The 11,806-nt window shown below is 67.7% G+C and carries 14 protein-coding genes; 12 read left to right on the forward strand and 2 right to left on the reverse strand.

Features of this window, described 5'->3' with window-relative positions; all coding sequences use genetic code 11:
* The first annotated feature begins 50 nt into the window (after positions 1-50).
* From JGU66_25930 to JGU66_25955, 6 genes are all read left to right on the forward strand, one after another.
* Positions 51-392: a nitrite reductase (NAD(P)H) small subunit gene (locus JGU66_25930; GenBank protein MBJ6764230.1), complete on the forward strand. Its 342-nt coding sequence runs from the start codon at positions 51-53 to the stop codon at positions 390-392.
* Complete coding sequence (locus tag JGU66_25935) at positions 328-1,062, forward strand: GTP cyclohydrolase I (protein MBJ6764231.1); 735 nt, start codon at positions 328-330, stop codon at positions 1,060-1,062. Before JGU66_25930 ends, JGU66_25935 begins: the two co-directional genes overlap by 65 nt.
* A complete protein-coding gene (locus JGU66_25940) occupies positions 1,059-2,486 on the forward strand; it encodes an FAD-binding protein (protein ID MBJ6764232.1) in 1,428 nt (475 codons plus the stop codon). The genes JGU66_25935 and JGU66_25940 overlap by 4 nt, the downstream gene beginning before the upstream one ends.
* Positions 2,487-2,712: 226 nt before the next feature.
* Positions 2,713-3,453: a sigma-70 family RNA polymerase sigma factor gene (locus JGU66_25945; GenBank protein MBJ6764233.1), complete on the forward strand. Its 741-nt coding sequence runs from the start codon at positions 2,713-2,715 to the stop codon at positions 3,451-3,453.
* A 142-nt stretch (positions 3,454-3,595) separates the two neighbouring features.
* Positions 3,596-4,336: a hypothetical protein gene (locus JGU66_25950; GenBank protein MBJ6764234.1), complete on the forward strand. Its 741-nt coding sequence runs from the start codon at positions 3,596-3,598 to the stop codon at positions 4,334-4,336.
* On the forward strand, positions 4,333-6,204 hold the full coding sequence (locus JGU66_25955; protein MBJ6764235.1) for a long-chain fatty acid--CoA ligase: 1,872 nt from the start codon (positions 4,333-4,335) through the stop codon (positions 6,202-6,204). The genes JGU66_25950 and JGU66_25955 overlap by 4 nt, the downstream gene beginning before the upstream one ends.
* 165 nt (positions 6,205-6,369) lie before the next feature.
* On the opposite strand, the gene JGU66_25960 is transcribed toward JGU66_25955, so the two are convergent.
* The gene (locus JGU66_25960; protein ID MBJ6764236.1) at positions 6,370-6,606 is read right to left on the reverse strand and encodes a twin-arginine translocase TatA/TatE family subunit; all 237 of its coding nucleotides are present in this window, start codon (positions 6,604-6,606) and stop codon (positions 6,370-6,372) included.
* 77 nt (positions 6,607-6,683) lie between these two features.
* A complete protein-coding gene (locus tag JGU66_25965; GenBank protein MBJ6764237.1) occupies positions 6,684-7,682 on the reverse strand; it encodes a HAMP domain-containing histidine kinase in 999 nt (332 codons plus the stop codon).
* A 136-nt stretch (positions 7,683-7,818) separates the two neighbouring features.
* On the opposite strand from JGU66_25965, the gene JGU66_25970 reads away from it, so the two are divergent.
* From JGU66_25970 to JGU66_25995, 6 genes are all read left to right on the forward strand, one after another.
* The gene (locus JGU66_25970; GenBank protein MBJ6764238.1) at positions 7,819-8,268 is read left to right on the forward strand and encodes a response regulator; all 450 of its coding nucleotides are present in this window, start codon (positions 7,819-7,821) and stop codon (positions 8,266-8,268) included.
* Between the two features lie 95 nt (positions 8,269-8,363).
* Positions 8,364-8,690 (forward strand): SCP2 sterol-binding domain-containing protein, encoded by a 327-nt coding sequence (locus tag JGU66_25975; GenBank protein ID MBJ6764239.1) that lies wholly within the window; start codon positions 8,364-8,366, stop codon positions 8,688-8,690.
* A 132-nt stretch (positions 8,691-8,822) separates the two neighbouring features.
* Positions 8,823-9,995, forward strand: a complete 1,173-nt coding sequence (locus JGU66_25980; protein ID MBJ6764240.1) for a CoA transferase — start codon at positions 8,823-8,825, stop codon at positions 9,993-9,995.
* Positions 9,996-10,129: 134 nt separating this feature from the next.
* Entirely contained in the window at positions 10,130-10,426 is a 297-nt protein-coding gene (locus JGU66_25985) for a hypothetical protein (protein MBJ6764241.1), read from the forward strand.
* A complete protein-coding gene (locus tag JGU66_25990) occupies positions 10,423-11,415 on the forward strand; it encodes a ferritin-like domain-containing protein (GenBank protein MBJ6764242.1) in 993 nt (330 codons plus the stop codon). Before JGU66_25985 ends, JGU66_25990 begins: the two co-directional genes overlap by 4 nt.
* A complete protein-coding gene (locus JGU66_25995; GenBank protein MBJ6764243.1) occupies positions 11,409-11,780 on the forward strand; it encodes a 4'-phosphopantetheinyl transferase superfamily protein in 372 nt (123 codons plus the stop codon). The genes JGU66_25990 and JGU66_25995 overlap by 7 nt, the downstream gene beginning before the upstream one ends.
* Positions 11,781-11,806: the final 26 nt, after the last annotated feature.

Raw genomic sequence — 11,806 nt, forward strand, 5'->3', positions numbered from 1 at the left:
GGCGCGCTGGAAATGGGGCAGGGCGCGGTGCGTTGAGAGCGTGACTCCTCATGAACGGACAAGCGGGCGGGCAGTTCATTCCAGTGGCGCGACTCTCGGACCTGGATGCGCGAGGCCGCGCGGTGGTGCGCGTGGGTGACGCATTTGTTGCGCTCGTGCGGGTGGGCGAGCAGGTGTTCGCGCTCGCGGACACCTGTCCTCACCGAGGGGGCCCGCTGTCCCAGGGGGACGTCGCGGGGCACCTGCTTCATTGCCCGCTGCATGCCTGGCCGTTCGACCTGCGGACGGGGGTCTGCCCCGAGCGCTCAGGCGTTCGTGTTCGCATCTATGAAGTGGCGATGCGAGGCGACGAGATCCTCGTGGACGCTTCGGGTAGCTTCCCCGCCGTCTGAACGCTGGCCAACGCCAGGGAGTCGCCACCCCGTGCCTTCGTCCCGAGTCCGTCGTCGTCCCGCCCCCTCGTCGCGCGCGTCCGCTGGAGCCGCGAGGCCCGATCCGACCGCGATGGCCGCGGCGGTGGGGCAGTTCCTGCGTGCCGCGGGGCTCCCGCTGGAGGACGCCAATCTGGTGGACACCCCGGAGCGTGTGGCCGAGGCCTGGGTGCACGAGTTCCTGGACGGCTATCTCCAGACGCCTGAGTCCGCCCTGGGCGAGACCTTCCCCGCGCCGCCGGATTCCTCCGGGGAGATGGTCGTGGTGACGGACCTGCGCTTCCATTCCATGTGCCCGCATCACCTGCTGCCCTTCACGGGGCGCGCGCACGTGGCCTATGTGCCGGGCTCGCGTGTGGTGGGCTTCGGTCGTCTCTCCGCGTTGGTGGACTGCTTCGCCCACCGGCTCATCCTCCAAGAGGATCTCGCTCGCCACGTGGCCGGTTCGCTGGCCCGCGTGCTCGGAAGTCCCGCCACCGCCTGCATCATCGAGGCGGAGCAGTCCTGCCTGCGCCTGCGTGGCGATCACCAGCGGGACGCCACCACGCATGCGGAGGCCTATGAAGGACGCCTTCGGCGCGATGGACCGCTGCGGCGTGAGTTGTGGGCTCGACTGGGAGCGCGGCGATGACGGAGCGCGCGCACTTCACTCGCGTGGAGCCTGCGCGCGTGGCGAGGCTCCTGGAGGACCTCGCGCGGGTGCTCGCGCCCGGGCAGGTGCGCCAGGATGTGGAGACGCTCGCGGCTTATGGCCGTGACGAGTCGGACAGCGGGGAGTTCCTCCCGGACGCCGTCGTCTTTCCGGAGGACACCGCGCAGGTCTCCGCTGTGTTCAAGCAGTGCCAGGCGCACGGCGTGCCCTTCACTCCGTGCGGCGCGCGCAGTGGCAAGAGCGGGGGCTCGCTGCCCCTGCGAGGTGGGCTGGCCGTCAGCTTGGAGCGGATGAACCGCATCCGCGCCATCTCGGTGGAGGACCTGACCGCGGTGGTCGAGCCCGGGGTCATCACCGGGGACCTGATGCGCGCGGTGGAGGAGCGAGGCCTCTTCTATCCACCGGATCCCAACTCGTGGGAGTTCTGCACGATGGGGGGCAACGTCGCGGAGAACGCAGGCGGCCCTCGCGCGCTCAAGTACGGCGTCACGCGCGACTACATCATCGGACTCACCTGGGTTACGCCGGAGGGCGAGGTCCTTCAGGTGGGGCGCCGCACCATCAAGGGCGTGGCGGGATATGACCTCGTGGGCCTCTTCGTGGGCTCGGAGGGCACGCTCGGCGTCGCCACCGAGATCATCCTCCAGCTCATCCCGCTGCCCCGGCGGGTGATGACGGCGCTCATCGTCTTCCCCTCGGTGCTGAGTGCCGCGCGCGCCGTGTCCGCGGTGCTGGCTGCCGGCATCCTGCCCCGCTGCCTGGAACTCATCGATGATGTGGCCATCGCCGCCATCGTCCACCGCGGGAGCTTCGCGTTTCCTCCGGGCGCGGGCGCCGCGCTCATCGTCGAGGTGGACGGCAACTCGCAGGAGGGCGTCCTCGCCGAGCTGTCCCATTTGGGGGACATCTGCGATCGCCAGGGGGCCACACAGTCACTCGTGGCCCAGGACGACTCGCAGCGAGAGAAGCTGTGGGCCGCGCGCCGGGTCATCTCTCCCGCCCTTCGAGCGCTCAAGCCCGCGAAGATCTCCGAGGACATCGTCGTCCCACGTTCGCGAATCCCGGAGATCATCGAGCGCCTGAAGGCCATGGGCGCCGAGCTGGGCCTCACTGTCGCCACCTACGGCCACGCGGGCGACGGCAACCTCCACGCGAACATCCTTTACGACGGCCCCGCTCAACGTTCGTTGGTGGAAGAAGCGTTGCGCCGCATGTTGTTGATGACGGTGGAGCTGGGTGGAACGATCACCGGCGAGCACGGTGTAGGCCACGCCAAGCGGGAATATCTGGCGCTGGAGCAGTCCGCGGCGTTGCTGGATCTGCAGCGACGGCTCAAGGCCTTCTTTGACCCATCAGGCCTGCTCAACCCGGAGAAAATGTTCCCCGCGCCCAAGCGTTCCTAGTCAGTGGGCCGGATCGCTCGAACCCCGTGTGTGCGTCGCGCTTCTCACGTTCCAAGTCCTGAGAAGGCGATGCGCATGATGGGCTTTTGACACGCTTAAGGGCGTGGAATGCCCCCTTGGCAGGAATGAGAAACCCTTTCCGTCGTTGCGCGTCCTAGATGCATGCGGACGCGTTTCGACGGGGGACGAGCGCTTCCGGCTGCATTTGAACGGAGGACGGGAAATCATGGCCAACTCGACGAAGTATGCGGCAGAGGGACTGTCGCAATACCTGCGTCACCTGGGGGGGCACCAGCAATTGACGCGCGAGCAGGAGTACGAGCTGGCGCGGCTGGCGCGGAAGGGTGACGAGAGCGCTCGGCAGACGCTCGCCAGTTCCAACCTGGCGTTCGTGGTCGCGGTCGCCAAGAAGTTCGCAAATCGCGGTGCACGCCTGGATGACCTCGTCCAGGAAGGCAACGTGGGCCTCATGAAGGCGATCGAACATTTCGATCCCAAAAAGAATGTGCGTTTTGCCACGTACGCGGTGTGGTGGATTCGGGCCTACATCACCCGCTACTTGAAGGACAACCGCAGCCAGGTGCGCGGCGGCGAAGCAGAGCGTGGCAGCATGGTGGACTTCTCGCTGGACGCCACCATCGACGAGGAAGGCGAGACGACCTTCCTGGATCGCATCGAGGACAACGGCCCCTCGCCTCAGGACACGTTCCTGTCGCGCGAGCAGGACACGGAGATCCAGGAGGCCCTCGCCAAGGTCCGCAAGCGCATCGGCGACCTGGGCTGGGACATCCTCACGGAGCGGCTTACTCAGGACAAGCCGCTCACGCTGGAAGAGCTGGGGCAGCGCTGGGGTGTGTCGCGCGAGCGCGTGCGCCAGGTCGAGCTGAAGACGAAGAACTTCCTGGAGCGCTACCTCTCCGCGTTCAACGAGAACGAGGAGCACACGGCCACGGCGGACGCCGCCTGAGGCCCCCAGGACGTCGTGCGTCCCCCATCCGGGCGGGACTGGCAGGGGAGCTGGCCCTGCTGGTTCCGCCCGTGTCGTTGCGGGGAAGCAGGGGACGCTCCGGGTTGCTGGTGGGCGAGCGTGCGTGGTAACACGACGGTCCATGCGCCTGAAATTGCTTGCCCTTTTGCTGCTCGCGGCCTTGCCAGCACAGGCTGCGGACTCCGAGCTCCTCGCGACCCTGGATGCCCTCTACGCCAAGCGCGGTGATGCCGCGACGGTGAAGGAGCTGGAGGACGCGCTCAAGAAGGCAATGGAGGCGACTCCGGACGACTACGAGCTGGTGTGGCGCACGGCGCGCATCCGGCAGTGGGAAGCCGATGGCGCCATGGAGTCGAAGCTCAAGCGTGTGCTGGGGCGCCAGACGTGGGATCTCGGAGAGCGGGCCATGAAGCTCGCCCCGGACCGCGTGGAGGGGCACTACTACGCCGCCGCGGGCATCGGCGCCTACTCGCAGGCCGTCGGGGTCATGAAGGCCCTGGGCGAGGGCCTGGAGAGCAAGTTCAACGAGCGACTGGATGCGGCGCTCCGCATCGACCCCACGTTCGCCCGGGGCTCACCCTGGCTGGCGAAGGGCCGCTACCACTACGAGCTGCCGTGGCCCAAGCGAGACCTGGGGAAGTCCGCGGCGTTCTATGAGAAGGCGATCGCGAAGTTTCCGGAGATGCTCCGGGCGAACTACTACTTGGCTGAGACGTTGCTGAAGGACGGCAAGGCCAAGCAGGCGCGCGAAGCGATCCTGAAGGTGAAGCAAGGCAGCACCGCGTTCGACCCTCCCGAGGGCCAGCGCATCCAGGAATGGGCCAAGAAGGTCGAAGCCGACATCGAGGAGGAGCTCAAGTGAGGGCAGAGAGTCAGGTCGCAGCGGTGACTGCCGCTTCCGGGTCGCAGGAGCAGAACCTTGTTCAACTGCTCATCCAGCGCGCCCAGAATGCCTCCAAGGCGGGGCTCACCCACAAGGTGGATGGGCGTTGGCAGGATGTGACGTTCGGGCAGGTGTTGGACGAAGTGAAGATCGTGTCGGCGGGACTCGTCGCCCAGGGCATCAAGCCGGGCGATCGCGTGGCCATCTTCGCCAACACCAGCCTCAAGTGGATCGTCTGGGACCTGGCCATCAGCGCGGCGCAGGCCATCACCGTCCCCATCTATTCGTCCAACACGCCGGACGAGTGTCGCTACATCATCAACCACTCGGAGACGGTGCTCCTCTTCGTCGACTCCGACGAGAAGGACGCGAAGCAGGCCGGGCGCCTTTCGCGCATCCGCCAGCGGCTGTCCGAGTGTCCCTCGCTGCGTCACATCGTCGTGCAGGATGGCCAGGTGGCGGCCGGCGGCGTGGAGATGCAGCTCGCGGACCTGATGAAGCAGGGGCAGGCCGAGCACGAGGCCCATCCCACCGCGTTCGACGAGCGCGTGGCCAAGGTGGGCGCAGACGATACCAACTGCATCATCTACACCTCGGGCACCACGGGTGACCCCAAGGGCGTCATCCTCACCCACGGCACCTGGGCGTACCAGGCGCAGGCCACCCAGTCGATGGGACTGATGGTGCCCGGCGACTCGGTGATGCTCTTCCTCCCCCTGGCGCACGTGTTCGCGCAGGTGGCGAAGGCCGCGTGGCTGAGCATGGGCTACCGGCTCATCATCGCGGAGTCGGTGGACAAGCTGCTGTCCAACCTGGTGGAGACGCGGCCCACGGTGCTGCCGTCCGTGCCGCGCGTCTTCGAGAAGGTCTACAACAACGTGGTGGCCAACGCCGCCTCGGCGCCGGGCATGAAGGGCCGGCTGGCCCGCTGGGCCTTCGGCCTCTTCGATGAGTACGCCGACGCGCGCATGCAGGGGCGGGAGTACAACTCGCTCGGCTTCATGCTCGCCAAGCGCCTGGTGTTCTCCAAGGTGCGCGCCACCCTGGACGAGAAGCTGGGTGGCAACATGCGCGTCTTCATCTCCGGCGGCGCGCCGCTGTCGAACAAGATCGCCTACTTCTTCGATCTGCTCGGCTTCAAGGTGCTGGAGGGCTACGGCCTGACGGAGACCGCCGCGCCGTGCAACGCCAACCGGGCGGAGAAGGTGAAGATCGGCACGGTCGGTCCTCCCATCCCGGGGACCGAGGTGAAGATCGCTCCGGACGGTGAGATCCTGGTGCGTGGCCCCTGCGTCATGAAGGGCTACTACAAGAACCCGCAGGCCACCGCCGAGGCGCTGGAGCCGGACGGCTGGTACCACACGGGCGACATCGGTGAGCTGGACGCGGACAACTACCTGCGCATCACCGACCGCAAGAAGGACATCATCGTCACGGCGGGCGGCAAGAACGTGGCGCCGCAGAACATCGAGAACACGCTCAAGACGTTCCCGCTCATCAGCCAGGCCATGGTGTACGGCGACAAGCGGCCGTTCCTCGTGTCCCTCATCACCGTGGCGGAGGAGCCGGCGCGCAAGCTGCTCCAGGACAAGGGCCTGCCCGTGGGCTCCTACGCGGAGAACGCGCGCCGCCCGGAGATCAAGGTCGCGGTCGAGGAGATCATCAAGAAGGTGAACGCGGACTCGCCTCCGTACGCCACCATCAAGAAGATCGCCGTCATGGAGGCGGACTTCACCCAGGAGTCCGGTGAGCTGACGCCGACGATGAAGGTGAAGCGCAAGGTGTGCAGCCAGAAGTACAAGTCGACCATCGACGCCCTGTACGAGGGCGGCAAGTCCAACGACTAGCGTCGTGAACTCGGGAGGGCCCGGTTCCGTCCGGGCCTTCCCAGGTCGAGCGGCAGGACGGCAGCTCGCCTGAAAAGGCAACGCCCGCTCACTCCGGCAGCAGGGGCCGAAGGGGAGCGGGCGGCGGCTTCAGGGGGACGGGCCAGCGGCTCGCTGGCGGACCGCTCAACCCTGGTGGCTGTGAGACTTGGCCGCGACGTCCTTCTCGACGGACGAGGCGCTGGCCAGCGCGCCGGTCTTCTTCTCCTCGGGCGCATCCTGGTGCTCATCCCCGCTGAATCCGCGCTTGAAGTTGCGGATGGCGCTTCCCAGCGAGGCGCCGAGCTGCGGCAGACGCGAGCCCCCGAACAGCAGCAGCAGCGCCGCGAAAATCAGAATCAACTCAGGCAGCTTCAGTCCCATCGTACCGCTCCTCGCAGTTAAAACGGGCGGAGCATAGCCATGGGACGGTCCGTCCGCCAGCAACTCCAGTGGGGGTGTCACGCCTGGATGGTCGCTGGTGGACCAGGTTGAAGTGGCGCCTCTACAGGCAGCGTGAAGTAGAGCGTGCTGCCCTGTGCATCCGTCTCCACGCCGACGGTGCCACCGTGCGCTTCAATCTCCTGTCGGGCGAGGTGGACGCGGAGCGGATCCTCCAGCTTGCGCTCGCGGAACGCGCGCTCCTCGCGCAGGAAGATGGCGGCAGCATCCTGCTCGGGAAGCGCGACGCCGTCGCGCCGGACCGCCACGCGCACTCGGGAGCCCGCGGGCAGGGCGCTCACGCGGATGCGCTCTCCAGGTTGGGCATGCAGCAGGTGGTGGTGCACGTACGCCTCCACCGCGTGCTGGATGCGACCTGCGTCCATCTCGACCTCGGGCAGCGGCAGGGGGGCGTCCAGCCCCAGTGAGACGTGAGCCCCCTCGGTCGCCGGGCGAGCACGGGCCACGGCGGCCTCCAGCACGGGCAGCAGCGCCTGGTGCTCCCGCTCACACGCGAGCGAGCCGAGGTCCGCGCGGCTCGCGTCGAAGAAGTCCTGCGAGAAGGCGAGCGCCCGGTCCGCGTTGCGCAGGATGGTCTCCAGGCCGCGCTGCGCCTTGGGCTCGAGCGGCACGCGGCCATTGAGCAACAGCGCCGCATACGAGCGGATGTTCGCCAGCGAGCCTCGCAGGTCGTGCGACGCCATGCCCAGGTAGCGAACCTGGCGGTCCACCCGGTCCTCGTTCCACGGGGGCAGCACGGTCCACCCAAGCCAGGCCGCGTCGTCCTCCAGCCACTCCTCGCCCGCGAGCACCACGCGGCCCTCGCGCTCCCACAGGCGCGTGTTGCCGGGGCGCGGACGGAAGCCGGCGGCCTCCAGCAGCTGCGACAGCGAGCCCACGTCGGGCGGAAGCATCTCCAGCCCCAGGTGATCCAGCAGGGCGCGACCGAGCAGTCGGGGGGCTCCCCGCCGAGGCAGCAACACGAGCCCCGGGGCGTCCGAGCCGCCCTCCGCCGCCATGTCCTCGGCTCCCCTCACGCGCGCGACCTCCCGGGCTGCGAGTCAGCGGAAGGGTGGGCAGCGATTGTCGGTTTTGCAACGTGCGCCCGCTCGGCGTGGGCGCGCGTGATTTCTTGCGGCGGCCAGCGCGAGGATGATGGAAGCTTGGCACTGGCAGCGCATCGGGGAGACGGCTCTGAGCTCGCTCAATGGACAGCAACCTGGCTCGCCTGTGGTCCTCGTCGTGGACGATGACCCCGATATCCTCGAAGCCCTCTCGGAGATCCTGGAGGCCGAGGGCTTTGAGATTCGCCGCGCTCGCAACGGCAAGGAAGCCCTGGAGCGATTGGAGCCGGATCCACCGCGCCTCATCCTGCTCGACCTGATGATGCCGGTGATGGATGGCTGGGAGTTCGCGCATCGCATGCGGCAGAACCCGGACGTCGCATCCATTCCGCTCATCGTGCTCAGCGCGGATCGCAACGTGGGCAGCAAGGCCGCGGACATCGGGGCCGTGGGCCACCTCGCCAAGCCCTTCGAGCTGAACGACCTGTTGGAAATGGTTCGCAACTCCCTGACGCCCGCCGTCGCGAACACGGGGGCGTGATCAGCGCTGTCGAGCGGCTTGACCTCCTCGGGGTGCGCCATTACGGTCTGCGCGGTCTTGATTCACCAATCAACACCCAGTCCAAGGAGCGCGCCGTGACCTCGAAGGACATTCTCGAGACCGATATCCCCAACGTTCTCAAGCAGAAGCCGGAGCTTGCGAAGGACATCAACGCGGTCATCCACTTCACCATCTCCGGCGACGGCGGTGGCACCTGGACGCTGGACCTCACGAAGGCGGAGGGCTGGGTCACGTCGGGCGCCGAAGGCACCCCGAAGATGACCGTCAGCTGCAGCAACGACGACTTCGTGAAGATCCGCCAGAAGCAGCTCAACCCCCAGATGGCGGCCATGCAGGGCAAGCTGAAGTTCAAGCCCATGGACATGGGCCTCGCCATGAAGCTGGGAAAGCTGCTGGCCTGAGCAGGTCCCGCTTCCGCTTCAGCCCGCGTGGGAGCCCGCCCTTCGGAGCGTGACTCCCCGCTCGCGCGGCGCGCCTGTCTCCGCAGGGAGGGGCGCGCCGTCGCTGTTTCAAGCCTCAGGAGAATCCCCCGCATGTCGTCGTTGCCGCTCGCTGGTCTGCGTGTGCTGGACCTGTCGCGCCTGTTGCCTGGGCCCTATGCCACCTTGGTGCTCGCGGACCTGGGCGCGCTCGTGGACAAGGTCGAGGACCCCGAAGGCGGAGATGGCACGCGGCACATGCCGCCCCAGCGCGATGGCGAGGGCGCGCTCTTCTACGGCCTGCATCGCAACAAGCGCTCACTCACGCTCAACCTGAAGACGCCCGAAGGCCGCGGCGCGCTCCTGCGCCTGGTGGAGCACTACGACGTCCTGGTGGAGAGCTTCCGTCCCGGGGTGATGGAGAAGCTCGGGCTGGGCGAAGCCACGCTGCGCGCGCGCAACCCGCGGCTCATCGTCTGCTCCATCTCGGGGTACGGGCAGACGGGGCCGGATCGCCTCAAGGCCGGGCATGACTTGAACTACGTGGCGCGCGCGGGCCTGCTGGGCTACGGCGGCGCCGCGGATGGCGCGCCCGCGTTCCCCGGCGTGCAGATGGCGGACATCGGTGGCGGCAGCCTCTTCGCGCTGGTGGGCATCCTCGCGGCGCTGCATGAACGCGCGCGCACGGGCGTGGGGCGCTTCGTCGACGTGTCCATGGCGGACGGCGCGCTCGCCTTCCTGCACCTGCATCTGGCCGCGCGCCTGTTTGTCGGATCCGAGGGCGCGCCGCTCGCTCGCGGCCGCGAGCCGCTCAACGGGGGCTACCCCTGCTACGGCCTGTACCGCACCGCGGATGACCGCTGGCTCGCCGTGGGCGCGCTCGAGCCCAAGTTCTTCGCCGCGTTGCTCGCGCGCCTGGGTCGCCCTGAGCTGCTCGAGGACGCCTACGTGCCAGGTGAAGCCTCCGCGCGCGTGCGGGCCGAGCTGGAGCACCTCTTCGCCAGCCAACCGCTCGCGACCTGGCAGGAGCGACTGGCGGGCTCGGACTTCTGCGTGGAGCCCGTCGCCGAGGGCGATGACGTTCTCTCGGACGCTCAGTTGCGCTCACGCGGACTATTCGTGGAAGGCGAGGACTCTCGTCTCGGGCGGAAGGTGACGCACTTGCTGACGCCCCTGCGGATGGGCGATACGCCGCTGCGTCAGCCGCCCGCTTTGGGAGAGCACACGCGCACGATTCTGGGTGAGGCGGGTTTCACCGCCGAGGAAATCTCCCGCCTGGGTGCGTAACGCGCTGGGGTCGGTGCCCACTCCCCACCGCGGAACGTTGGAAGCACTGTTGACACTCGCGCTGCCGCATCTTCAACTTTCATTTTGTCTCTGTTGGGACACTTCTATCGGCCTGGGGAAGGAGAGCACCCTGCATGCCCGACATCCACGAGATGGAGACCTACATCCGCAGGAAGTTCGCGGAGCACGTGGGCCTACCGGAGTCGGACCTCTTTGGTGAGGACCTGACACTGGCGGCGCTCATCACGAGATCGGAGCGGATGACGAACAGCGTGGATTTGATGGAGGCCTTCGCGCGCACGTCGAACGGGCTGCGCAAGGACTTCGGTCTTCGCGTGCGCCTGCCGGCGCTGTCGCTGGACACGCCCATCTCCCGCGTCCTCGAGGTCTTCCTCCAGGAGGCGCAGGCTCAGCAGGGGAGGGCCGCATGACGACGGTTTCCCCTCGCGTGGCGCGTGAGTCCTCCGCGGAGGCCATCCTCGAGCAAGGTGGCTCGGGGCACGTAGAGCACGAGACGGGGGCCGGCGCGGCGAATCGGCCCGTCATCGTCGCGGACCTGTATCAAGCCATCACGCGCGAGAACCGCACGCTGGTGGACCTGACGTGGGAGCAACAGCGCCTGCACGAGTCGCGGCGCTGGAGCGCGATGGAGATGGTGGGCGCGGTCGACATCCAGCGGCTGAGCGAGTCGGATCGCAACCTCGTGTGGAACGCGGGGCGCGCCGAGCTGACCACCAAGCCGGGCGCGGATCGCCTGGAGCGACTGGCGGACGCGGAGTGCCGCAAGTGGCAGGGGCGCAATGACGTGGTGGCGTCCATCCTCCAGGCCTGCGGCACGTGGAGCCGCTACTGGAACGAGGAGGAGGCGCACCACGAGACGAGCTTCAACCGGCTCTCGCGGATGCTGGAGCTGGAGCCCATCAGTGACGCGACGTTCATCGAGTACCGGAAGGTGTTCCCGGACGATGACATGCTGCGCACGCTCACGCTCTTGTCCATCTCGGAGATCGTCGCGGCGGTGAACTACGGGCACTGCGCGCGCGTCATCCAGGATCCAGGGCTCAAGGCGCTCTTCAAGCAGGTGGGCGCGGATGAGATCCAGCACATGAATTACTTCATCGCGTTCGCCAAGGCGCTCGTGGACAGCGGCGAGTACAAGGCCAAGGAGGCCTTCGCGGTGGCGCACCTGTTCCTGCGCGAGGGCGGCGAGGTGCACGGCAGCAAGCGCGACCACGTGGAGTCTCGCGGCACGCACGTCAATTGGTGGGACCAGGTGGAGCACCGCGAAGGGCTGTACAGCCCGGATGCGATCGAGAAGAAGGAAGCGCTCATCTTCAACGCGCTCAAGCGCATCACCGGCATGACCGTGTCCTCCGCGCAGGAGGTGGAGGACACTTGGATGGATCTGGTCGGGTGCTGATCGGTCTGGGGCACGACCTGCAAGCCGTCCACGAGTTGGAGTCCGTGGAGGGGCTTCGCGAGCCGGGCGTCTTCTTCACGCAGGCGGAGCTGGCGCACTTCGCGCGCGCCAGTTCCCCGCACGAGAGCCTGGCCGCGGGCTTCTCCGCGAAGGAGGCGCTCTTCAAGGCGCTCCCGCCCGTGGACGGGTGGTTCTGGACGGATGCGGAGCTGCATCACGATGCGCGCCATGCCCCGCGCTTCGAGTTTCATGGTGCGTTGCGCGAGCACGCGGAACGCGAGGGTTGGCACACCCTGTTGTCGCTGTCTCACAGTGGCGGCTTCGTCTCGACGGTGGTCGTCGTGACGTTGACGCCGCGACCCTGAACGCCGCTTCTCCCACCGGCCGAGGG

It is taken from the genome of Myxococcaceae bacterium JPH2, assembly GCA_016458225.1.
Taxonomy (GTDB): domain Bacteria; phylum Myxococcota; class Myxococcia; order Myxococcales; family Myxococcaceae; genus Citreicoccus.